This window comes from Promicromonospora sp. Marseille-Q5078, assembly GCF_050315395.1.
In the GTDB taxonomy this organism is placed as follows: domain Bacteria; phylum Actinomycetota; class Actinomycetes; order Actinomycetales; family Cellulomonadaceae; genus Isoptericola.
The window spans coordinates 819,626-842,085 of the sequence record NZ_JBNPQG010000001.1; the positions used below are offsets into that span (position 1 = coordinate 819,626).

Genomic DNA, 22,460 nt, shown 5'->3' on the forward strand with positions numbered 1-22,460 from the left:
CGGATGCCCCAGCCACGCAAGCTCGTGATCGTCGAGTCGCCCACCAAGGCTCGCAAGATCCAGGGCTACCTCGGAGACGACTTCGAGGTCGAGGCGAGCGTCGGGCACATCCGCGACCTGCCGCAGCCGCGTGACCTGCCCGCGGACATGAAGAAGGGCCCGTACGGCAAGTTCGCCGTGGACGTCGACAACGGGTTCGACCCCTACTACGAGGTGCACGCGGACAAGAAGCAGAAGGTCCGCGAGCTGAAGAAGGCGCTCAAGGAGGCCGACGAGCTCTTCCTCGCCACCGATGAGGACCGCGAGGGCGAGGCCATCGCCTGGCACCTCATCCAGGAGCTCAAGCCCAAGGTGCCGGTCAAGCGGATGGTGTTCCACGAGATCACCCGCGAGGCGATCCTGCGGGCCCTGGAGAACACCCGCGAGCTCGACACCGACCTCGTCGACGCGCAGGAGACCCGCCGCATCCTCGACCGCCTCTACGGCTACGAGGTGTCGCCGGTGCTGTGGCGCAAGGTGCGCCAGGGCCTGTCCGCGGGCCGCGTGCAGTCCGTCGCGACGCGGCTCGTCGTGGAGCGCGAGCGCGAGCGGATGGCGTTCGTCTCCGCGGACTACTGGGACGTGACGGGGCAGTTCGCCCCGACGACGGGCGACGACGCCGGGCAGGCGTTCCGCGCCCGCCTCACCGGCCTCGGCGCGGACCGCGTGGCCGCGGGCCGCGACTTCGACGACCGCGGCCGCCTCAAGGTGCGCACCGGGGTGGTGCAGCTCGACGAGGCGTCGGCGAACGCCGTCGTCGCCGGCCTGGCGGACGCGTCGTTCACGGTCCGCTCGCTCGAGACCAAGCCGTACTCGCGCAAGCCCGCGGCGCCGTTCACCACCTCGACGCTGCAGCAGGAGGCGAGCCGCAAGCTCCGCATGAGCTCGCGGCAGACGATGCGCACCGCGCAGGCGCTGTACGAGAACGGCTACATCACGTACATGCGGACCGACTCGCCGTCGCTGTCCTCGGAGGCGACGGACGCGGCCCGGCGCCAGGCGGCCGAGCTGTACGGCCCCGAGTACGTGCCGGGCGCGCCCCGGCTGTACGCCCCGAAGAACAAGGGCGCGCAGGAGGCGCACGAGGCGATCCGCCCCGCCGGCGACTCGTTCCGCACCCCCGCGCAGGTCGCGCGCGAGATCTCCGGCGACCAGTTCAAGCTGTACGAGCTGATCTGGAAGCGCACCGTCGCCTCGCAGATGGCCGACGCCAAGGGCTCGACGGCGTCGGTGCGCGTCGTGGCCGCGCTGGCCGGCGCGGCGGGCGAGCTCGCGGGCCGCGACGCCGTCTTCTCGGCGTCCGGCACGGTCATCACCTTCCGCGGCTTCCTCGCCGCGTACGAGGAGGGGACGGACGTCGCGGAGGGCGCGGACGCCTCCGCGAAGGAGGCGCGCCTGCCGCGCATGGCGGAGGACGACCCGCTGCGCGGCGACGACCTCGTGGCCGACGGGCACTCGACCTCGCCGCCGGCCCGGTACACGGAGGCGTCGCTGGTCAAGGCCCTGGAGGAGCTCGGCATCGGCCGCCCGTCCACGTACGCGGCGACCATCTCGACCATCCAGGACCGCGGCTACGTGCGCACCAAGGGCCAGGCGATGGTGCCGACGTGGCTGGCGTTCGCCGTCGTGCGGCTGCTCGAGGAGCACTTCCGCTGGCTGGTGGACTACGACTTCACGGCCGAGATGGAGGCCGACCTCGACCAGATCGCGTCGGGCAGCCGGGACCGCGTGGCCTGGCTGACGCGGTTCTACTTCGGCGACGGCTCGGGCGAGAGCACCGGCTGGGGCCTGCACGCGCTGGTCGAGAACCTGGGCGAGATCGACCCCGTGGCGATCAACTCGGTGGAGATCGGCGAGGGCATCCGGGTGCGCGTCGGCCGGTACGGCCCGTACGTCGAGGACCTGGGCGCCGAGGTGGCGGAGGGGCAGAACCCGCCGCGCGCGTCGATCCCGGAGGACGTCGCCCCCGACGAGCTCACCGTGGCCATGGCGCGCGAGCTGCTGGCCGCGGGCGCCGACGACGGCAAGCAGCTCGGCACCGACCCGGAGTCGGGCCACCCGATCATCGCGAAGTCGGGCCGTTACGGGCCGTTCGTCACCGAGGTGCTGGACCTGCCGGAGATCGACACGAGCCTGTCGGCGGCGGCGCAGAAGAGGGCGAAGGCCGCGCAGCCGAAGCCGCGCACGGCGTCGCTGTTCAAGGACATGTCGCTGGAGACGGTGACCCTGGACGACGCGCTGAAGCTGCTGTCGCTGCCGCGCGTCGTGGGCACCGACCCGGAGTCGGGCGACGAGATCACCGCGCAGAACGGGCGCTACGGGCCGTACCTCAAGAAGGGCACGGACTCGCGCACGATCGCGTCGGAGGAGCAGCTCTTCACGATCACGCTGGACGAGGCGCTGAAGATCTACGCGGAGCCCAAGCGGGGGCGCGGCGCCCGCGCCGCCACCCCGCCGCTGCGCGAGCTGGGCGACGACCCGACCAGCGGCAAGCCGATCGTCGTCAAGGACGGCCGCTTCGGCGCGTACGTGACCGACGGCGAGACGAACCGGACCCTGCCGCGCGACGTCACGCCGGAGAGCATCACGCCGGAGCGCGCGATCGAGCTGCTCGCCGAGAAGCGCGCGGCCGGCCCGGCGAAGAAGCGCCGCACCACGACGGCCAAGGCGCCCGCCAAGAAGACGACCACCCGGAAGACGGCCACCAAGAAGTAGCCCGCCGTCGGTTGAGCCTGTCGAACCGCTGGTTGAGCCTGCCGAAACCCGATTTCGACAGGCTCAACCAGCGTTCGGGGGCGTCAGGTGTCGCGCTCCACGAGGTACACGTGCCCGTCGGCGCGGGTGACGCGTTGCAGCGTGTGCCGCAGCTGGGCGTCCCGGGCGATGTCCTCCGCCGTCGGGGGGATCGGCGGGGTCTTCCGGATCGAGGCCGGCCCGAAGAAGGGCAGGAAGAACTCGGTGGCCTTCATCCCCCAGGTCCGGTCGTCGTCCTCGCGTCGCGCGCGCCGTGCCATGGGAACTCCTCGCTGCAATCCTTGGTGGGCCAACTATTGGTGCGCCAACCATATCCGGGAATCGTAGGCTGGGCGCATGGACCTGCCCGCCGACCCCCTGCGCCTCGAGGCCCAGGTGTGCTTCTCGCTCTCGGCGGCCGCCCGCGCGATGGTGTCGATCTACCGCCCGATCCTCGAGCCGCTGGGCCTCACGCACCCGCAGTACCTCGTGATGCTCGGCCTGTGGCAGGACGACCGGGCCGGCGCCACCACGACGGTCACGGGCCTGTCCGCCCGCCTGCTGCTCGACCCGGGCACGCTGTCGCCGCTGCTCAAGCGGCTGGAGCGGCAGGGCATGCTCGAGCGCCGGCGCGGCAGCGGCGACGCGCGCGTCGTCGAGCTGCACCTCACCGACGCCGGCCGCGCCCTGCGGGCCGAGGCGGAGAAGGTGCCCGCCGCGGTGGTCGCGGCGAGCGGCCTGAGCCTCGCCGAGCTCGAGCGGGTGCGCGACGTCGCCGACCGGGTGGTCGCGGCCGCGCTCGCCCCGGGCGCGCCGACCGCCGAGGAGCCCGCCCCACTACGGTGAGGTCATGACCGACGTCACGCCCGCCTCGTACGCGCCCGGACTCACCACCGACGACCTCCTGGGCACGGTGCCCGACCCGCGGACCGCGCCCGCCGTGCGCTGGGGCGTGCTGGGCGCCGGCAACATCGCCGGCTCGTTCTCGGACGGCGTCCGGGAGCACACGGCCTCGAGCGTCGTGGCCGTCGGGTCGCGCGACGTGGCCAAGGCCGAGGCGTTCGCCGCGGCGCACGCGCCCGGCGCGCGGTCGCACGGCGACTACGCCGCGCTGGTCTCCGACCCGGAGGTCGACGTCGTGTACGTCGCGACGCCGCACTCCCACCACCACGAGCACGCGCTGCTCGCGGTCCGCGCCGGCAAGCACGTGCTCGTCGAGAAGGCGTTCACCCAGGACGCCGCGCAGGCCCGCGAGGTGCTCGACGCCGCCCGCGACGCCGGCGTCTTCGTCATGGAGGCGATGTGGACGCGCTTCCTGCCGCACGTGGCGGCGCTGCGCGGCGTGCTCGCGCGCGGCGAGATCGGCCGCGTGGTCAGCGTCGTCGCCGACCACGGCCAGCAGTTCCCCTTCGACCCCGAGCACCGGCTGTACGCCCCCGGCCTGGCGGGCGGCGCGCTGCTGGACCTCGGCGTCTACCCGGTCTCCTTCGCGCACGACCTGCTCGGCGCGCCCGCGTCGGTCACCGCCGTCGGCGCCCTCACCGAGACGGGCGTGGACGGGCAGATCGGCATGGTGCTCGCGTACCCGGAGGGCGTCCAGGCCACGCTGTCGACGACGCTCTGGGCTCGCACCGCCAACACGGCCGTGATCTCCGGCACCGAGGGCCGCATCGAGGTGGCCCGCACGTTCTACGCCCCGACGTCGTTCACCGTCGAGCGGCACGACGGCGCCACCTGGGCCTACGACGGGTTCCGCGGCGAGGGCAAGCAGTACCAGGCCGCCGAGGTCGCGCGCCGGGTCGCGGCGGGGGAGACCCAGAGCCCGCGCATGTCGTGGGACGGCACGCTCGAGGTCATGGACACCCTCGACGAGGTGCGCCGCCAGGCGGGGGTCGTGTACCCCGCCGCTGGTTGAGCCTGTCGAAACCGCCGGTTGAGCCTGTCGAAACCTGGTCCCGACAGGTTCAGTCGCGCTCGAGCCGCCGGCCGCTGAGCTCGGTGGGCGTGATGCTGACCCACACGTCCTTGTCGTCGTCCTGGAAGCTCACGAGGCCGGTGGCGCGGGCGGCGGCCAGCTCGGCGTCCGTCTCGAGGATGCGGGCGGTGCCCTTCATCACCACGCTCGTCGCGACGGTCTCGCCCCACTCGTCGGCCTCGAACGCGACGCGCGAGTTCACCGTGAGCTCCACGAGCTTGGTGCCGGGCCGGGTGCGGAAGTACAGGACGCCGTCGCCGACGGCGAAGCTCACCGGGAAGATCTCCGCCTCGCCGCCGACGGCGGTCGCCAGGCGCCCGACCGACCGGGTGCGGAGGAACTCCCAGGAGGCGTCCTCGGTGAGCAGGGTGACCGGCGCGGTGGGCATGCGACCTCCAGGGGTGACGTGCGGTGTCCCTCCCATCGTGACGCCGCCCGGGCGGGGCCGCCCGCCGGGGGAGCGTGGGGGTGGTCACGGCTAGGGTGTCCGGAGTGAGCAGCACACCCGGGTACTTCGTCTCGTTCGAGGGCGGCGACGGCGTCGGCAAGTCCACGCACGTGCGCCTGCTCGGGGAGTGGCTGCGCGAGGTCACCGGCCGCGAGGTCGTCGTGACGCGCGAGCCGGGCGGCACCGACCTGGGCGCCACCCTGCGCCGGGAGGTGCTGCACGGCGGCGACATGGACCCGCGCACCGAGGCGCTGCTGTACGCCGCGGACCGCGCCCACCACGTCGCGACGGTCGTGCGGCCGGCGCTCGTGCGCGGCGCGGTGGTGGTCACGGACCGCTACATCGACTCCTCGGTGGCCTACCAGGCCGGTGGCCGCGAGCTCTCCGAGGAGGAGGTCGAGAGCCTGTCCCGGTGGGCCACGGGCGACCTCATGCCGGACGTCACCGTGCTCCTCGACCTCGACCCCGTCGTCGGCGCCGCCCGCCTGTCCGGCGCGCCGGACCGGCTCGAGCGGGCCGGGGACGAGTTCCACCGCCGCACCCGCGAGACGTTCCTGCGCCGCGCCGCCGCCGACCCCGTCCGCTGGATGGTCGTGGACGCGTCCGCGCCGCTGGACGACGTGCAGGCCCAGGTGCGGGTCGACCTGGCGGCCCGCCTGGACCTCACGCCCGCGCTGGTCGAGCCTGTCGAGACCAGGTTCCGACAGGCTCGGACTCCGGACGGGGAGGGGCGCGCATGAGCGTGTGGGACGACGTCGTCGGCCAGCCGGACGCGGTGGCGCTGCTGCGGCGCGCCGCGACCCACCCGGCCGCGATGACGCACGCCTGGCTGCTCACCGGTCCGCCCGGCTCCGGCCGCTCGGTCGCGGCGCGCGCCTTCGCGGCCGCGCTGCAGTGCACCGGCTCCGACGGCGAGACCGGCGGCTGCGGGCGGTGTCACGCCTGCACGACCACGCTGGCCGGCACCCACCCCGACCTCACCGTCGTCGCCACGGACAAGGTGGTCATCACCATCGACGAGGTGCGCGACCTCATCATGACGGCCGCGCGCACGCCGTCGTCGGGCCGCTTCCGGGTGATCGTCGTCGAGGACGCCGACCGGATGGCCGAGCGCACCACGAACGTGCTGCTCAAGGCCATCGAGGAGCCCCCGCCGCACACGGTGTGGGTGCTGTGCGCCCCGAGCGCGCAGGACGTGCTGCCCACCATCCGCTCGCGCTGCCGCGGCGTCGTGCTGCGGGTGCCGCCCGCCCGGGACGTCGCCGACCTGCTCGTGCGCCGCGACGGGATCGACCCGGACGTCGCCCTCGTCGCGGCCCGGGCCGCCCAGTCGCACGTCGGGCTGGCGCGCCGCCTCGCCCGCGACACCGACGCGCGCGAGCGCCGCGACGCGGTGCTCGAGGTCGCGCGCCGCATCCGGGGCGTGGGCGATGCCGTGCTCGCCGCCGGGGAGCTGGTGGACGTGGCCAAGGCCGAGGCCGTCGCGGCCACCGCGGAGCGGGACGCCGTCGAGAAGGCGGAGCTGCTGCGCGCGCTCGGCGTGCAGGACGGCGACACGCTGCCGCCGCGCCTGCGCTCGCAGCTCAAGCAGCTCGAGGACGACCAGAAGCGTCGCGCGACGCGGCGCCAGCGCGACGTCCTCGACCGGTCGATGGTGGACCTGCTGTCCCTGTACCGGGACGTGCTCGTGGTGCAGCTCGGGGCGACGGTGGACCTGGTGAACGCCGAGCACGACGGGACCGTGCGGGCGCTCGCCGCCGACTCGACGCCGGAGCAGACGATCCGCCGGATGGACGCGATCGGCACCGCGCGCGAGCGGCTCGAGGGCAACGTGGCGCCGCTGCTGGCGCTGGAGGCCATGACGGTCGCGCTGCGCCCGCAGGGCTGAGCCCGAGGCGCGAGGTATCCGGGACGACAGTTGCCTGATCACCCCTTCATGCGGTGAGGTGTTCCGCGGCGGGGGCCACGGTGGCCCCCGTGACCTGACTGGGGGTTGGCATGAGGATCCTGCTGCTCGTCTCGGCGTTCAACGGGCTCACGCAGCGCGTGTGGGGCCATCTGGCGGACCGGGGGCACGACGTCGGCGTGGAGCTGGCGCCCACCTTCGCGACCCCGGAGGACCTGACGGCCCGCGTCGAGGAGATCGGTCCGGACCTCGTCCTGGCTCCCTTCCTCAAGCACCGCGTGCCCGAGGACGTGTGGCGGCGCTGGACCACCGTCGTCGTGCACCCCGGCCCGGTCGGGGACCGCGGCCCGTCGTCGCTGGACCACGCGATCCTCGACGGCCGCGAGCGGTGGGGCGTCACGGCCCTGTCCACGGTGGAGGAGATGGACGCCGGCCCCGTGTGGGCGACGTCGACGTTCGCGCTGCCGACGCCGCCGGTCGCCAAGAGCGCCCTGTACAACGGGCTCGTCGCGGACGCCGCGCTGGCGTGCGTCGAGGAGGTGCTGCGCAAGGTCGCCGCGGGCGAGCCGCCGGTGCCGGCCGACCAGCTGGTGCACGAGGTGCCGGGCACGGGCGAGCTGCCGCTGCTGCGCCGGGCCGCCTTCGAGCTCGACCTCGCGCGCCCCGCCGCGGAGCTGGCGCGCACGGTCGCCGCGGCCGACGGCGCGCCCGGCGCCCCCGCGACGGTGCGGGGCGAGCGGGTGTGCCTGTTCGACGCCGTCGCGACCGCGGAGGTGATCGACCCCGACGCCGCGCCCGGCACCGTGGTGGGCCGGGACGACGACGCCGTGGCCCTGGCGACCGGCGACGGCACCCTGTGGGTGGGCTACGCCGCGACCCTCGCCGAGAAGCGCGGCACCAAGCTGCCCGCCGCATGGGTGCTCGACGTCTCGGGCGTCGCGTTCCACCCGGCGCCCGCCGCGCTCGCGGAGTCGGCCTACGAGCGGGTCGGCGACGTCGGCTACCTGACGTTCCGGTCGTACAGCGGCGCGATGCACACGGAGCAGTGCCGCCGGCTCACGACCGCCGTCGAGAGGGCCCTGACGGAGGACACGACGGTGCTCGTGGTGCGCGGCACCGAGCACGCGTTCTCGAACGGCATCCACCTCGGCGCGATCGAGGCGTCGCCCGACCCGGCGGCCGAGGCGTGGGCCAACATCCGGGCCATCGACGACCTGTGCGAGGCGATCGCGTCCGCCGACCAGCTCACCGTGGCCGCGTTCACCGCGAACGCCGGCGCGGGCGGCGTGATGGCCGGGCTGTGCGCCGACGTCGTCCTCGCGCGCGACGGCGTGGTGCTCAACCCCTACTACGACATGGGCATCTTCGGCTCCGAGCTGCACACGTGGACGGTCGCGGCCCGGCTCGGGGAGATCGACGCCGACCGGCTGCTGAGCGACAAGCTGCCGGTGTCCGTCGCGGAGGCGGCCACGGTGGGCCTCGTGGACGGCGTCGGGCCGCGCGACCCGGAGCGGTTCGCCGCCTGGCTGGCCGACCGGGCCGCGGAGCTGACGACGCCGGAGGGCCGGGCGGAGGCGCTCGCCGCCGCCCGCGTGCGGGCACCGCGCCGCCCGCTGTCGTACTACCGGACCATCGAGCTGGCGGAGATGGCGCGCGACCTCTTCGACGACCGGCGCGGGTTCGCGGCCAAGCGCCGCGACTTCCTGCGCAAGGCCGCGCCGCAGGTGACGCCGGAGCGGTTGCGGTTCGCGGACGTCCGCGAGACGGTCGCCGGATGACGACCCCGGCGTTCCGCGCGCTCCGCGGCCTCGTGCTGGCGGGCGTCGCGGGATCCCTCGCGCTGCTGGTGACCGCGTGCGCGTCCGGCGAGCCGTCCGGTGGCGCGTCGTCGGGCCCGTCGACGCCGCCCGCGTCACCGTCCGCCTCGCCCTCGCCGTCGGGCGAGGTGACCGGCGCCCCGGCCCCGGGCGAGCACGTGCGCGGGCTGCCCGAGGGCGCGGAGGGCACGTTCGACAGCCCGGCGGGGGCGGCCTGGTCGCCCACGCCCGGCGTGCTGCTCGTCGTGACGTACGGGTCGAGCACCTGCCCCCGCCTCGCCGAGGCCGAGGCGGGGTGGGCCGACGGCCAGGAGGCGCTGGACGTCGGCATGGTCGAGCCCGACCCGGGCCCGTGCACCATGGACTACACCCCGACGACCAGCGCGGTCGCCGTCCCGTCGGACGCCGACGCCGGCGCGCCCGTGACGGTGCGCCTCGGCGACCTCGGCACGGTCGAGGTGGCGCCTCGCGCCGCCGCCGGCGAGACCGGCCCGGTGGGCTGGGTCACCGCCGCCGGCTGACGGCGTCGAGGGCCCCGGTCCGGCGACGGTAGGTTGGGCGGGTGAATTCCGACGAGCGCCGCCCGACCGCCCGCCGCACGACCTCCCGCCGCTCGCCGCTCGGCACCGCCCACGGCATCGCCGCCACGCTCGTCGCCGGCGCCCTGCTGCTCGCCGGGTGCACCGCCCCCGACAAGGAGCAGTCGCCCGTGGGGGCCACCACGGGGCCGGCGGCCGAGCAGGCGCCCGAGGGCTTCGGGGAGTACTACGGGCAGGCGCTCGAGTGGAAGGACTGCAAGGACGGCTTCGAGTGCGCGACGGCGTCCGCGCCGATGTCGTGGCAGGACCCGGACGCGGGCAGCATCGAGCTGGCGCTGGTCCGCAACCCCGCCGACGGCAAGGACCCCGAGGGGTCGCTGCTGGTGAACCCGGGCGGCCCGGGGGCGTCCGGGGTCGACTTCGTGCGCAGCGACGCCACGGGGGCGGACCCGGTCTTCGGCAAGCGGCTGCACGACGCGTTCGACATCGTCGGGTTCGACCCGCGCGGCGTGCAGGACTCCACGGCCGTGAAGTGCTTCGACGACGCCCGCAAGGACGAGTCGCTGGCCAAGGACTTCGACACCAGCACCGACGAGGGCGTCGAGGCGATGGCCGCCGAGGCGCGGGCCATGGGCGAGGCCTGCGCGGAGAACTCCGGCGACCTGGTCGGCGAGGTCGACACGCAGAGCGCCGCGCGGGACATGGACATGCTGCGCGCCGTGCTGGGCGACGACCAGCTGAACTACCTGGGCTTCTCCTACGGCACCCAGCTCGGCGCCACCTACGCGGGGCTCTTCCCGGAGCGGGCGGGCCGCCTGGTGCTCGACGGCGCCATCGACACGAGCCTGTCGGCCGACGAGATCTCGAAGGGGCAGGCCGTCGGCTTCGAGAACGCCCTGCGCGCGTACGTGGCGGATTGCCAGGCCGGCGGCGGCTGCCCGCTCACCGGGTCGGTGGACGCCGGGATGAAGCAGATCCGCGCCCTCCTGGACTCGGCGTACGAGCGGCCGATCCCGACCTCGGACACCGACCGGCCCGTCACCCGGAACCTCGCCTTCTACGGCATCGCCATCACGCTGTACAACCAGGCGAACTGGCCGGTGCTCACGCAGGCCCTGGACGAGGCGATCAACAGTGGGACGGGCGACACGCTGCTCTACCTCGCCGACACCTACAACGACCGGAACGCGGACGGCAGCTTCTCGACCAACTCCACCGAGGCCTTCCGCGCCATCGGGTGCCTCGACGACCGCGGCACCTCCGACCTCGGCGAGATGCGCGCCGAGGCGGCGGAGATCGAGAAGGCGGCCCCCACGGTCGGCACGTTCTTCGCCTACGGGGGCACGTCGTGCACCGACTGGCCGGCCCCGGTGGCCGAGAAGGAGTTCGACCTGCACGCGAAGGGCGCGCCGCCCATCGTCGTCGTCGGCACCACCAACGACCCGGCCACCCCGTACGTGTGGGCGCAGGGCCTGGCGAAGACGCTCGACTCCGGGGTGCTCCTCACCTACCAGGGCGAGGGGCACACCGCGTACTCCCCGTCGCGCGCGTGCGTGGCGGACGCCGTCGAGTCCTACCTCGTGGACGGGGACGTGCCGAAGGCGGGCACGACCTGCTGATCGGCGTCGCCGGTCGAGACCAACGTCGCCGGTCGAGCCTGTCGAGACCAACGTCGCCGGTCGAGCCTGTCGAGACCAGCGTCGTCCTCACCCAGCGATGCGCCGCGCCCGGGACCAGTGCCGCAGGGCGAGCACGCCCAGCACGGAGATGACGGCGAGCCCGAGCACGTAGAACACCGTGGACCAGGTGGAGGCGTTGTCGGAGGCGACCGGCAGCAGCTGCCCGTAGGCGAGCTCGTAGTGCACGCCGCCGGTGAGCTTGATCGCCAGGTAGGCGGAGATGAAGCCCATGGAGTCCCACGCCGCGTGCAGGGCGACGACGGCCAGGTAGGCGAGCAGCACGCCGCCGGTGAACCGGTACTTCCCGGCCGCCGACGCGGCGCCGAAGATCGCTGCGCCCAGGATGGCCGTCCACAGCACGTGCCCGACGGGGGTGAGCAGGCCGCGCACGGCCTCCGTCTGCAGCAGGGCGTTCAGGTCGATCTGGCCCAGGCGGGTGAGGCTCGCGTTGAACGCGTAGCCCGCGGACTCGAACGCGGCGAACCCGGCGCCGACGGTCGCGCCGAGCAGCGCGCCCTTGAGCCCCGTCTTCTCGGCGACCCGCGCCCCGACCACGAGGAACACGACGATCTTGACGAGCTCCTCGATCGCGCCGACGCCCACGTAGATCCACAGCGACGGCGAGAGGTGCGACTCCAGGATCGACGCGCCCAGCACGCCGAAGATGCCGCCGAAGAAGAACGCCCCGAGCAGTAGCAGGATGTCGATCGAGCCGTGCGCCTTCTCGACGACGAACAGCACCACGCTGAACGGCACGAGGAAGCTGCCGAGCAGGATGACCGTCGGGATGAGGTTCGAGTTCTGCGTGCCGAACGTCACCGCCGCCGTCACGGCCCACAGCAGGACGCCGAGGACCAGCGTCTTCCACCACCAGCCTCGACCGGTCGGCACGGTCGTGACCTGCGGCGCGGGGGTGGGGTGCATCGTCGTCCTCCAGGCGGTTCGGCAGGGTCCTGGCGCAGGTGCGCGCCGGGCCGCGGGGTGCTTTGCACGAGTATGGGCAGGTCGGGGCGCGCTGTCGCGCGGAAGCGGCACCGGGCGGCCGGCGCCGGTTTTGGAGACCGCCCCGCACGTCAGGTACTGTGGGCGCGCTCGTTGATCCGGCAGCACGCCGGGTGACGGCCCGCCGCCTTAGCTCAGTCGGTAGAGCGATTCACTCGTAATGAATAGGTCATCGGTTCGATTCCGATAGGCGGCTCCAGCAAGGAAACCCCTGCTGACCTGGACGAACAGTCCGGAGTCGGCGGGGGTTTTCTGCGTCTCAGGCACCCCTTTGGCCATCTTGCGCACCCCCCGCGCTCCCCGGGCCCTGATTCAGCCTCTCCAGGCCGGCCCGATCGGCCCCCGTCCCCAGGAAGTGGACGTAGAGGTTCGTGGTCGCGATCGACTCGTGCCCGCACCACGCCTGGACCGTCCCCGGGTCCACGCCACGCGCCAGCCACAGGCACGCCGCGGTGTGCCGAAGATCGTGCAGACGCCGCCCCCGACCGGTCCCGACGTCCTGGCCCGCCGCGTCCTTGACCGACCAGTCGAGGGCCCGCAGCGTCTGGGTCCGCCAGAACTGCGCGCCGCCCGACGTCGTGAACAGCAGGTCGCGCGACGACTTGCCCGCCGCGAACTCGCGGACGATGGGCAGCACCCGGTTCGCCACCGGCACCCGACGCGTGCGCCGGCCCTTGGTCGACTTCACCGCGTACCGCTCGGGCTGGTTGCGCCGCACCATCAGCGCCGGCGTCGGCACCTCGAGGAACGACGAGACTTGCATGGCGCGCATCTCGCCCCAGCGCAGGCCCGTCCACCCCATCACCAGCAGGACGTCTGCGATCCGTGGGTCCTTGGCCTTCCAGACCAGGTACGCCGCTTCGAGCTCGTCCTCGGTGAACGGATCCATCTCGTCGACCTCGGCCGACCCCTTCGGGACCCGGACGCCGATCACCGGGTTGCTGCTCACCAGCTTCTCGCGCAGGCACCAGGCGTAGAACGCCGACAGGCTCGCGCGGAAGCGCACCACCGACGACTCCGCGAGGCCCTGGGACAGCAGCAGCTCGAACGACCGCGCCACCTCCCGCTCGGTGATGGCCGACAGGTGCACGTTCCGCATGCTCGTCGGCATGATCCGGACCATGTTCTTGTCGGCGTAGTACGTCGTCGGCGCCACCGTCCGCTCCCGGACCGCGAGCCAGCGTTTCAGCACCAGGTTCGTGCGCTCCTTTCCCGCGCGCGGGTCGTACCCGCCGTCCAGCGCGGCACGCTCCCGACGAAGCCAGGCATCGGCCTCGCGCTTGGTGCCGAACGTCCGCGACGTGACGAACTCGCGACCGCTCTTGAGCTGGGCCCGGAACCGGCCGCCCGGCGTCTTGCGGACCGTCATGCCGCCGACCTCTGCAGCCAGGCCAGCAGATCGGCCTTCCGGTACCGCGGCAGCGACGGCGAGAGCCACGTGACCCGCGGCCCCTTCCCGGCCAGCCGCCACCGGCATACCGTCGACGGCGCGACCTTGAGCCACGTCGCCACTTCCTCGGTCGTCAGGTACTCGTCCATGGTTCCTCCCCACGTGGTCTCTTGCGTGTGTGGCCGGGCGCTGTCACGCCGGGCGGTCGGTGCGCTGGTCTGCTCGCCACCTCGCATACTCGCGGGCGCGGGACGCGGCGGCATCGGCCAGCGCCTTGTCGCCCGCGCGGGGCCAGCCGGTGCCTTCGTAGGTCCAGGAGCCGACGACGAGGGTGGTCTCGGCCTCGTCGTCGGCCATGAGCCGGGCTTCGAGGTCGCGGGTGTCGAGCGGCTGCCCGTTGCGCCGGGCGTCGGCGGTGAGGCGTTGGAAGCGGCGGCGGGCGCGGCGCAGCGCGCCGAGGGTGACGGAGTAGCGGCGGGACTTGGTGGAGAAGTGCCCGCGGAAGCCGAGCATCGGGGCCCAGTGCCCGAGCAGCGCGTACGGGCTGGCTTGGCAGTCCCCACACAGCGCCGGATGCCGGTTCGTTGCTCGCTCGCCGCAGCCGAAGTCGCAGCCGACCAGCGCTCGGGCGGCCAGGTCGCGGCATGCCGCGGTCAGCGCGGCCAGGTGCGGGCGCGGGCGAGCGGGGTCGAGGCCGGCCGCCTTGGTGGAGTACTTCGCCAGGTAGCCGGCGACCTGCTCGGCAGTCACCGCCCGGTCCGTGACGCTGGACTCCCGCACGACGCGCACGTCTGTCTGTGCCCCGAACCGCAGCAGCCGGGTCACGTCGCCGGAGTCGACCGGGTCGGCGGTGTAGTGCACGGCGGCCGCGGCGTCGCGGACGACGTCGGCCAGTGCGGCGCCGGGGATCGGTGACGGGGTGCCGGGGCCGTCAGGGCCGTCGAGGCGGATCAGCGCATGGAAGTGCACGAGGCCGCGGGCCTGGAACTCGGCGACCTTGGCGTATTCGAGGCGCAGGTGGTCCCGCAGCGCGGAAGCGGTGACGTCGAGCGCGGCGGCGAGATGGCGACGCAGGGTGATCGTGAAACGCCGCCACAGCTCGGGCGCGAACCACTGCCACACCGCCGCCGTGTCGGTGTCGTAGCAGTCCGGGCACAGCGGCGCACCGACCTCGGCGTCGGCGGGATCGTGGCGGGCCCAGCAGGTGAGCCGCCTGCCGTGCTCGCAGACGGTCGTCCCGGCGCGGGGTCGGCAGGGTTGCTTGCCGTCGCGCACCGAGTGCACCGGCCCGAACGAGGGCGCGGTGAGGGTGACGAACAGCAGCGGGTTCGCCGCCACCGTGTCGGGGACGCCCTTGCCGCCGCGGGTGCCGGTGGAGATGAGCTCGAAGGTGTCGCGGGCGTAGATGCGCGAGCAGGCCGGGCAGACGTCCTCGCGCCGGTTGCCACACGGCTTGTAGAGCATCCCGAGCGGCTGGTCGGCGGACCGGAACGTCTCGACGATCTCCCCGGTGCGCGTATCGACAGTGTCGGAACGTCCGACCAGCCGCACGGGGTGCGAGCAGTTGCCGACCCGCGCCACGGTCTCGGACAGGGCGGGCATCGACCGATCGGCCAGCCGTCCAAGGATGCCCGCGGCTTGCGCGCCGGTCAGGTCGGCCAGGTCGAGGGGAACCTCGGGGGAGTGCCCCCAGAAGCCCTCTTCCGTCGCCGTGGCCGTGTCCATCAGGCGACCTCGGCACCCGGCTCGGTGGACGCGGCGGTGGTCGTCTTACGAGGGCTGCGCTTTCGCGGCGTGCGCGGACGGGGACGCGGCGCCGTCTCGACGGTCTCGCCCGGAGCCTCAGCGGGGACGGCATCGCCCACAGGTGAGTCCGTTTCGGCTTCCGTGGGCAGCGGCGGCGCAGGCGGCGCGGGGAAGGTGGCGGCGACCATCCGGATGAAGTCATCGGCCCAGTAGTCCGCCCGCACCCGCTCCACTTGGCCGTCGTCCCCGACCAAGTAGCCGGCGCCCGGCATCGTGGCCGGGACGTGGTGGGCCGGCGCGAGGGTGGCCATGCCGTCTCCGAGCACCATGCGCGTCTCCGAGGCCGACGCGAGGCGCAGCGCGATGGTCTGCGTAAACAGATCGCGCATGCCCACGGTCTCCTTGCGCGGGTCCTGCACGAACGCCACGACCATGACCCCGAACGCGCGCCCCTGGGTCAGGATCAGCTTCAACAGGTTGGCGGCCTCGTTCACGACGTCCTTGGACGCGTACGCGGTCAGGACGGCGAGCTCGTCGATCATCAGCACGTGCACCGGGTCGCCCGGCGTCGGGGTGAACGTGCGCGACAGGCCACGCATGACGCTCTGCCGGTCGACGATCACGCGGTGCAGGTCCCGCAGGAGCCGGACCGCGTCGGCCTCGTTCATCGCGACGCGAGAGAACATCGGAGACCCGACCGCGACCTCGACACCACCCTTGAGGTCGACACCCCATAGCCGCGCCATCCCGGCGTGAGCGGCCGGGGCGAGGTTCCCGGCGATGCCCCAGAAGATCGACCCCTTACCCGAGCCGGAACGCCCGACGACGAGGGTGTGCCGGGCCGCCAGGTTCAGGCGCCACGGTGACCCGTCCGCGGTGCGCCCGAGGATGACCGCACTGGTCTCGATGGTCTCGGGGATGGTGGGCAGGGTCGGCACGTGCAGCAGCTCGCGCATCGTCAGTGAGAGCTCGAGCCAGCCGGCGCCGAGTCGGCGAGTCTCGACGGCCTCGGCACCCATCGAGGTCGCGATGGCCTCGGCAGCGTTCGTGAGGTCGTCCACGGTGTGCCCGACCCGGGCCCGGACCTGGAAGGTGAGGGCGTTGCCGTCCGTGCGGACCCGTCGCAGGCGGGGGATGACGCGGGCGTCGTCGGTCGTGAGGGTCAGGCCGCAGCGGTCGGCGATCTTCGGCCAGTGCTTGCGCAGATGGCGACGCCATCCGCGACGGCGGATCGGTCCGCCGAGCACGGTCTCGTAGGTCAGCGGGTGGACCGCGGACCAGACCGCGCGCAGCGTCGAGAACGCGGGGACGCACCAGAGCACTGTCTGGCCGGCCACCTCGTGGTCGAGGATGAGCAGGACGTTGCCCAGCACGACGCAGGCCAGCAGCAGCCGCCAGGACCGCAGCGTCCACCACACCAGGTGCCACACCGCCCCGGCGACCGTCCGGATGACGGCCCACGCCGTGCCGAGCGCGTCCATCACGCCGCCTCCACCCCGTCGTCGAACCCGGCCTCGAGGTCGTGCCACCACGGCTCGGTCGGCGGGAACGCGCGCACCGGACAGACCAGGTCGCCCCCGTAGTGCACCGCGAACCGCGGCTCGACCCCCGGCATCGAAGACCACACCGTGAACCCGCGGGCATGCTCCTCGGGCGGGTAGTCCGTCACCTCGCCCAGCGACAGCAGCCGGGCCAGGTGCTCGGCATCCGCCTGGCAGTCGACATGGACGCTCACGGTCGTGCGCCCGAGCGCGAGGTAGGCCACCCGGCCGCCGACCCACTCGATCAGGTCCCCAGCGACTTGTAGCAACTCCGCAGGAGCGAGCCCGCCGCTGACGGGCGCGGACATCAGGCCGCCGCCTTGGACTCGGGCTTGGACTCCGGCGGCTTCGCGTCCGTCCGGCCCTGCCCGGGAGCGACGATCCCGGTTGCTCGCAGGGACCAGGCGATGCGCGGCCGATTGCCGTTGTCGTCGATCCACGGCAGCGCCGTCAGACCGGTGAACTCCACCGGCGTCCACGGCAGGGAAGAGGTGTTCTTCGGCGGCACCGGCTGCACCTCGGCCGCGAACTTCACGCTCACACCGATGTCCTTGCGGTTCGCGTCGTCATCGGCGTCGATGACCGTGCACTGCCACAGCGGCAGCCCGGTCTCCTTGTCCCGCTGCTGCGGGCGCGACCCGTCCGGGCGCTGCTCGGCCTGGAAATCCGCGACCGGCTCGACGAAACCGCGCAGGAACGCCCCGTTCGGGAAGACCATCGCGTGAGCGACGGGGAAACGCTTGGCGATTGCCATGTCTAGCTCCCTGCATCTCGTGACTAGGTTGCCTAGTCATGTGATCTGACTCACTCAGGATGCACGGCTTGGCTAGTCATGTCAACGACCCAGCCATGTTGGCTGACTTGGTTGGACAAGGCGCCTAGGGTGAACGCATGAGTCTCGACCCGGACGACCCGCGACCGCCCTACCTCCAGGTGGCGACGGCGCTCCGCGCTGCGATCCTCACGCGCAGGATCGAGCCGGGGGACAAGCTGCCCAGTCAGAACGAGCTGGCTGAGCGCTACGGCGTCTCGCGGATGACGATCCAGCAGGCGCTGCGCGTCCTCAAGGACGAATCGCTCGTCGTCTCCCGCCAGGGAAGCGGCGTCTTCGCGCGCGAACGTACAGAGAAGCCCGTCGGCCTGCGGCCGCACATCGAGAAGGCGTTCGATGCCGACGAGGTCAGCATCGACTTCCTCGGCTATACCGCCGAGACCCTGCATGGCGCGATCGCCGAACCCCTCGACAAGATCCGCGCGGGCCGGCTCACACCGAAGTCGATCCGCATCCGCATCCTGGTCTCCGACATGACCCAGCCCCTCGCGCTGCCCGTGTCCGTCGACGGCATCGAGCGCGACTCCGCCGCTGCTCGGTCTCGCATGGCCGACCTGAGCACCCGCTACATCGGTGGCGTCACCGATGCCGTGCAGGAGCTCGCAGACCTCGGCCTGGTCCCCGACGCCACGGTCGAGACCCGACGGTTCGCCGCCGCCCCGATGTTCAAGGCGTACGTCATCAACGGTGCCGACGCCTTCTTCGGCTACTACCCGGTCGTCAAGCACGACGTGCGGACCTCGGGCCGCCAGGTGTCCATCTACGACCCGATGGGCAAGGACACCGTGCTGTTCCACTGGACCGACGACGGCGACATCGAGGCTGTCGACACACAGTTCGTCGTCGAGACCCGCGCCTGGTTCGACAGCGTCTGGAACACCATCGCCGTTGAGGACACCAAGTGACTGACGCCCGAACCCTGCTCTGGTCCGCACGTGCCGTCCTGCTCGACTTCGACGGACCTGTCACGCCACTGATGCCCGCCCCGCTCAACAAGCAGGCCGCTGATGCAGCACGCGGAGCACTCGCCCGCCACGGCATCGACCCGGAGGAGCTTCGCGACACCTCCGACCACCTCGCGGTCATCCGCTGGACCGGCACCCACGCCCCCGACGCGTTGACGGACGTCGAGGCCGTATGCATCGAGGCAGAGGTCGAAGCCGCCCGAACGTCGCAGCCAACCGCGGGCGCACACGAGCTGATCGCGGCACTCGACCGCGCTGGTGTGCCCGTCGTCATCGTCACGAACAACGCGGCCAGCGCGGTACGGACCTACCTCGATCGTTTCGATCTCACGCGGCTCATCCGAGACATCGTCGGGCGCACTGCGCAGCAACCGGAACTCATGAAACCCAACACCTACATGGTCAACCAGGCTCTCCGGATCGCTCAAGCCGAGCCCGCCGATGTCGTGCTTATCGGTGACTCGGTGACCGATGTAGAAGTTGCGCACGCCGCGGGTGTCCGATCGCTCGGCTTCGCAAAGAACCCTCGCCGCGGTCAAGAACTTGCCCGCGCGCTAGCCGACGCGACCACGAAGGAGATTAGCAATCTCCACTGAGTGAATAGCCAAGGTCAGATCGGTGGCGCACAAAACCTCGAACTGGCAGGGTAACAAATTCCAGAGGTGTCCGAGCGGTCCTCGGTTCGGCAGTGCGACACTCACAACGAGCCCTCGCCACGCGACGCTGGATCAGCTCCAACGCATCACGAGTGACCGGCCTGAGGTATCAATCGGCAAGCCTCTTCACACGCGGGTCTCCTGCCGTCCCGCTACGGCACCGCCTTCGGCAGGTCCATTACGCGGCGCGCCGCGGCACCCATGCGGCAGCGGGTGGCGTCGCGGTAGTCTGGCGTCGTGAACCCACCGTCTAAGCTCCGGGTGTTTATAGCGTCGCCTGGTGACGTGCCTGATGAGCGCGTCACCGCGCGCAACTGTGTGGACCTAGTCAATGCAGAACTTACAGCCGAGACCGACCCACAATTTGAACTGGTCGGGTGGGACATTGTGCGAGGAACGGCCCAGAGACCACAAGAAGCAATCAACGAGTTGATCGACGGTTCCGACTTCCTCATCTGCATCTTCAAGAAGAACTGGGGGAGCAACCCTGGCGGCCCGGTTGGATTTACGTCGGGTACTGAGGAGGAGTTGTTCACGGCACTGTTGGGCCTTGGGCGGGACGCGCACCCCATGCGCGACGTTTGGCTCGCATTTATCGATGCGGACGACCCGAGCAGCGAGGTTGAGGAACTTAAACGTCAGGTCCAAGTAAAGAATGCGCTCTTCTACGAGAGCGTCTCTGACCTTCGAGATTTTCGAACGAAGCTCATCGAACGACTTCGAGGGTGGGCGGCTCGGACGCGTAAGGAACCGAGAAGTATTGACCTTGTACCACGGTCCGGTCGTGACATTCTCGGCGCAGACCGATTGCGGCGCCGTGGTGAGATGCTCTTCGAGTATGGTCATGCAGAACTTGGCGCAGAGGCGATGCAGGAAGCGGTCCGGAAAGGTGGGCCGCCAGAGAAGATCGCCTACGGAAGGATCCTGGCTCGTCAAGGACGAATTAAAGACGCGCGCGAGTTGGCACAAAGCGCAGTTATTGAACTCACGACCAGTGCCGTGGACCTAAATACGCCGTCTATCGCTGAAGCGTACGCTTTTGAGGCTTACCTCCTCCATCGTGAAAAGAAGTATTTTGAAGCGAAACAGCGTCGAGCGCAGGCCCTAGAACTTCTCTACCGGGACGACGACTATACGCGACGCGTTCGGTGCAGAATTCTGGACGATCTTGGCTTGTCGCATCAGAAGTTGAATGAACTTGACGAAGCTAACGAGCGCTTCCTTGAAGCACTCGAAATTCGAACGTCGGTGGGCGATCGTCAGGGGGTCGCGCAGTCGCATGTGAACCTGGCGCGAAATGATGTCGCGAGGGGTGAAATGCAAAGCGCCGCCGAGCATGCCCGGACTGCTTTGGAACAAATTCGACCGTTGCCCCCAAGCGCCCTTCATGCCAACGTGTATCTTCTCCAGGCCCAGATGTCGATCCGCGAGGACGATGCGCAATCCTCGATTGGGTGGGCTCGAAAGTCTGCCGCTTTGAACGCACAGTTTGGAAACGACTATGGATCGGCGATGGCTGAGAACCTGCTGTCGCAGGCTCTCGCCAGAGGCGGATTTGACGAAGAGTCGAAGGCGCATGCACGCAAGAGCCTGGCAATGAATGAAGAAATGGGCGTCGCGGACCCGCCCGAAGTCCTAACCGTTCTGTCGGCGCGCGACAAGTGACCATAGGGCACCGTGCATCGCCTACTCATACACTCACGATTGGATTCCGAAATTGCTGAGAGTGGTAACTGAAAGACTTCGGTCCCTTGGCGTCCCAGAGCCGACGACCATGCGTGCGGTAGCGACTCTGTCCGAGGACATCGACGGCTTGCTTATTTACGGAAGCCGCGCGCGGGGCGATCACGTCCCTGGATCGGACCTCGATCTCCTGGCTCTGGTTCAGACGGCGCGGCCGACGATCCATGACGGCGAAGTCGCATTGAGTTTCTACACTGAGGACCAATTGAGGACTGGTATTGCCTCTCTTTTCGGCGCGCATCTCGCGCGTGACGCGCATATTCTGTGGGATCCGGCAGGCACTCTTGCCGCATGCGTTGGTGGGATGGGCAATGTGGACGCCGCGCGCTTGATGCGTCGCGCCCTGTACTTCTCTCAAGTTCTCGGGTCACTAGATCGGGACCTCCCGAAGTATCTACCCGGCCTACTTCGGGAGGCGAGGTATCTGCTCCGTAGCTGCCTCTATGCCCAGGCAATCGCCGAGGGCGCTCCCTGTTTCTCGGTGCGCGAGATCGCCGAGCGGCATGGTGATCCGGCCCTGGAGTCACTCCTTGCGTCTCGACCGATTGGTGAGGCTTCACGTTCAGAACTTGAAGAATGCTGTTCGAAACTTGCCGATATTCTGGGCCCTATACCGGCAAATCCTCATGGCTCTCTTGAAGCCTTAATTGTAAACGAGTGGGGTTCGAGTAACGAACTCGTGGCGATGGCCCTCTTAGCTTTGGGTGGATCAAATTCTGAATCAGACTACACTGAGGTTAGCAAGGTGCTTCTATGAAAGATGAGACAGCGTTCGTGGGCGACGTTCACGGCAACCTAACGGCACTCAGATCATTGATGGAGAGTCTCGAAGAGCTTGAGCTCGCCTCTGTTGTTCTACTCGGAGACTATATCAACAAAGGGCCAGACGGCCCAGCTGTAATTGAGTACTTATTGCGTTTCGAGGGTGCGGCAAGACTAATTCCGCTGCGCGGGAACCACGAGTCAGCCTTTCTCGATTGTATGGACACCGGTGACGTTAGACCGCTGTTACGTATGTCGGGTGCTCCGACGGTGCGGGCTTATGTAGGTGGGCCCGTAAGTGCTGATGTCTATGCAGATTTGCGGGCCTCAGTTCCGACTGAGCACGTTCGCTTCCTGGCGGAAATGCCGGCCGTTTATGCAAGCAAGCAAGTTGTCGCGGCTCATAAGCCTGGTGGCGCCGATTCCCGCTTCCGAGTATCGGCCCACGTCAACGTCGGAGATGTTCCCCGAGTGTCCAGCACGTCGGCGGAAGTGGACACCGGCTGCGGATCGCCGAATGGGCGGCTGACTGCGTTTCTCTGGCCTTCGCGACGGTATATTCAGGTTGACGATGCGGGCGAGATGATCACCTGATATGTCTCGTCCGGGGCGCGTGCTTGTGCGTTCGGGGGAGTTCATTCCCGGAAGCCTGGCCCCGGCTCGGGTGAGTCCGTCCCTATTCAGGTA

Annotated in this window: 22 protein-coding genes and 1 tRNA gene; 14 read left to right on the top strand and 9 right to left on the bottom strand. The window is 70.7% G+C overall.

The window, feature by feature from the left end:
• Window positions 1-3: 3 nt before the first annotated feature.
• On the top strand, window positions 4-2,754 hold the full coding sequence (topA, locus tag ACQFYA_RS03830; protein ID WP_499121684.1) for a type I DNA topoisomerase: 2,751 nt from the start codon (window positions 4-6) through the stop codon (window positions 2,752-2,754).
• Window positions 2,755-2,837: 83 nt separating this feature from the next.
• On the opposite strand, the gene ACQFYA_RS03835 is transcribed toward topA, so the two are convergent.
• A complete protein-coding gene (locus tag ACQFYA_RS03835) occupies window positions 2,838-3,053 on the bottom strand; it encodes a hypothetical protein (RefSeq protein WP_499121685.1) in 216 nt (71 codons plus the stop codon).
• 76 nt (window positions 3,054-3,129) lie between these two features.
• On the opposite strand from ACQFYA_RS03835, the gene ACQFYA_RS03840 reads away from it, so the two are divergent.
• Window positions 3,130-3,618, top strand: coding sequence for a MarR family winged helix-turn-helix transcriptional regulator (locus ACQFYA_RS03840; protein WP_499121687.1), 489 nt, complete (start codon window positions 3,130-3,132; stop codon window positions 3,616-3,618).
• Window positions 3,619-3,622: 4 nt separating this feature from the next.
• A complete protein-coding gene (locus tag ACQFYA_RS03845) occupies window positions 3,623-4,687 on the top strand; it encodes a Gfo/Idh/MocA family protein (protein ID WP_499121689.1) in 1,065 nt (354 codons plus the stop codon).
• 49 nt (window positions 4,688-4,736) lie between these two features.
• Here ACQFYA_RS03845 and ACQFYA_RS03850 read toward each other — a convergent pair whose 3' ends face one another.
• Window positions 4,737-5,135: a pyridoxamine 5'-phosphate oxidase family protein gene (locus tag ACQFYA_RS03850; protein ID WP_499121690.1), complete on the bottom strand. Its 399-nt coding sequence runs from the start codon at window positions 5,133-5,135 to the stop codon at window positions 4,737-4,739.
• Window positions 5,136-5,239: 104 nt separating this feature from the next.
• On the opposite strand from ACQFYA_RS03850, the gene tmk reads away from it, so the two are divergent.
• The 5 genes from tmk to ACQFYA_RS03875 all read left to right on the top strand — a co-directional run bounded on the left by tmk (window position 5,240) and on the right by ACQFYA_RS03875 (window position 11,076).
• The gene (tmk, locus tag ACQFYA_RS03855; RefSeq protein WP_499121691.1) at window positions 5,240-5,935 is read left to right on the top strand and encodes a dTMP kinase; all 696 of its coding nucleotides are present in this window, start codon (window positions 5,240-5,242) and stop codon (window positions 5,933-5,935) included.
• Window positions 5,932-7,083 (top strand): DNA polymerase III subunit delta', encoded by a 1,152-nt coding sequence (locus ACQFYA_RS03860; RefSeq protein ID WP_499121692.1) that lies wholly within the window; start codon window positions 5,932-5,934, stop codon window positions 7,081-7,083. Before tmk ends, ACQFYA_RS03860 begins: the two co-directional genes overlap by 4 nt.
• A 110-nt stretch (window positions 7,084-7,193) precedes the next feature.
• On the top strand, window positions 7,194-8,879 hold the full coding sequence (locus ACQFYA_RS03865; protein WP_499121694.1) for an enoyl-CoA hydratase-related protein: 1,686 nt from the start codon (window positions 7,194-7,196) through the stop codon (window positions 8,877-8,879).
• Window positions 8,876-9,439: a hypothetical protein gene (locus tag ACQFYA_RS03870; RefSeq protein ID WP_499121695.1), complete on the top strand. Its 564-nt coding sequence runs from the start codon at window positions 8,876-8,878 to the stop codon at window positions 9,437-9,439. Before ACQFYA_RS03865 ends, ACQFYA_RS03870 begins: the two co-directional genes overlap by 4 nt.
• Before the next feature lie 41 nt (window positions 9,440-9,480).
• Entirely contained in the window at window positions 9,481-11,076 is a 1,596-nt protein-coding gene (locus ACQFYA_RS03875; RefSeq protein WP_499121696.1) for an alpha/beta hydrolase, read from the top strand.
• 87 nt (window positions 11,077-11,163) lie between these two features.
• Here the strand turns inward: ACQFYA_RS03875 and ACQFYA_RS03880 are convergent, their stop codons facing one another.
• On the bottom strand, window positions 11,164-12,060 hold the full coding sequence (locus ACQFYA_RS03880; RefSeq protein ID WP_499121697.1) for a PrsW family glutamic-type intramembrane protease: 897 nt from the start codon (window positions 12,058-12,060) through the stop codon (window positions 11,164-11,166).
• Between the two features lie 201 nt (window positions 12,061-12,261).
• Here ACQFYA_RS03880 and ACQFYA_RS03885 point away from each other — a divergent pair.
• Window positions 12,262-12,337: transfer RNA gene (locus ACQFYA_RS03885), tRNA-Thr, on the top strand.
• 60 nt (window positions 12,338-12,397) lie between these two features.
• Here the strand turns inward: ACQFYA_RS03885 and ACQFYA_RS03890 are convergent.
• The 6 genes from ACQFYA_RS03890 to ACQFYA_RS03915 are packed head-to-tail and all read right to left on the bottom strand — an operon-like array spanning window position 12,398 to window position 17,569.
• A complete protein-coding gene (locus tag ACQFYA_RS03890; protein WP_499121698.1) occupies window positions 12,398-13,507 on the bottom strand; it encodes a tyrosine-type recombinase/integrase in 1,110 nt (369 codons plus the stop codon).
• Complete coding sequence (locus tag ACQFYA_RS03895; RefSeq protein ID WP_499121700.1) at window positions 13,504-13,677, bottom strand: helix-turn-helix transcriptional regulator; 174 nt, start codon at window positions 13,675-13,677, stop codon at window positions 13,504-13,506. The genes ACQFYA_RS03890 and ACQFYA_RS03895 overlap by 4 nt, the downstream gene beginning before the upstream one ends.
• Window positions 13,678-13,720: 43 nt before the next feature.
• Window positions 13,721-15,253 (bottom strand): replication initiator, encoded by a 1,533-nt coding sequence (locus tag ACQFYA_RS03900; RefSeq protein WP_499121702.1) that lies wholly within the window; start codon window positions 15,251-15,253, stop codon window positions 13,721-13,723.
• Window positions 15,253-16,755, bottom strand: a complete 1,503-nt coding sequence (locus ACQFYA_RS03905; RefSeq protein WP_499127421.1) for an FtsK/SpoIIIE domain-containing protein — start codon at window positions 16,753-16,755, stop codon at window positions 15,253-15,255. Before ACQFYA_RS03905 ends, ACQFYA_RS03900 begins: the two co-directional genes overlap by 1 nt.
• Window positions 16,755-17,123 (bottom strand): hypothetical protein, encoded by a 369-nt coding sequence (locus ACQFYA_RS03910; protein ID WP_499121703.1) that lies wholly within the window; start codon window positions 17,121-17,123, stop codon window positions 16,755-16,757. The genes ACQFYA_RS03905 and ACQFYA_RS03910 overlap by 1 nt, the downstream gene beginning before the upstream one ends.
• Window positions 17,123-17,569, bottom strand: coding sequence for a plasmid replication, integration and excision activator (locus tag ACQFYA_RS03915; RefSeq protein WP_499121704.1), 447 nt, complete (start codon window positions 17,567-17,569; stop codon window positions 17,123-17,125). Before ACQFYA_RS03915 ends, ACQFYA_RS03910 begins: the two co-directional genes overlap by 1 nt.
• 137 nt (window positions 17,570-17,706) lie before the next feature.
• On the opposite strand from ACQFYA_RS03915, the gene ACQFYA_RS03920 reads away from it, so the two are divergent.
• The 5 genes from ACQFYA_RS03920 (at window position 17,707) to ACQFYA_RS03940 (ending at window position 22,367) form a co-directional block, all read left to right on the top strand.
• Window positions 17,707-18,552, top strand: a complete 846-nt coding sequence (locus tag ACQFYA_RS03920) for a GntR family transcriptional regulator (protein WP_499121706.1) — start codon at window positions 17,707-17,709, stop codon at window positions 18,550-18,552.
• Window positions 18,549-19,208: an HAD family hydrolase gene (locus tag ACQFYA_RS03925; RefSeq protein ID WP_499121707.1), complete on the top strand. Its 660-nt coding sequence runs from the start codon at window positions 18,549-18,551 to the stop codon at window positions 19,206-19,208. Before ACQFYA_RS03920 ends, ACQFYA_RS03925 begins: the two co-directional genes overlap by 4 nt.
• 345 nt (window positions 19,209-19,553) lie before the next feature.
• Complete coding sequence (locus ACQFYA_RS03930) at window positions 19,554-20,933, top strand: tetratricopeptide repeat protein (RefSeq protein ID WP_499121708.1); 1,380 nt, start codon at window positions 19,554-19,556, stop codon at window positions 20,931-20,933.
• 109 nt (window positions 20,934-21,042) lie between these two features.
• Window positions 21,043-21,768: a nucleotidyltransferase domain-containing protein gene (locus ACQFYA_RS03935; RefSeq protein ID WP_499121710.1), complete on the top strand. Its 726-nt coding sequence runs from the start codon at window positions 21,043-21,045 to the stop codon at window positions 21,766-21,768.
• Window positions 21,765-22,367, top strand: a complete 603-nt coding sequence (locus tag ACQFYA_RS03940; protein WP_499121712.1) for a metallophosphoesterase — start codon at window positions 21,765-21,767, stop codon at window positions 22,365-22,367. The genes ACQFYA_RS03935 and ACQFYA_RS03940 overlap by 4 nt, the downstream gene beginning before the upstream one ends.
• Window positions 22,368-22,460: the final 93 nt, after the last annotated feature.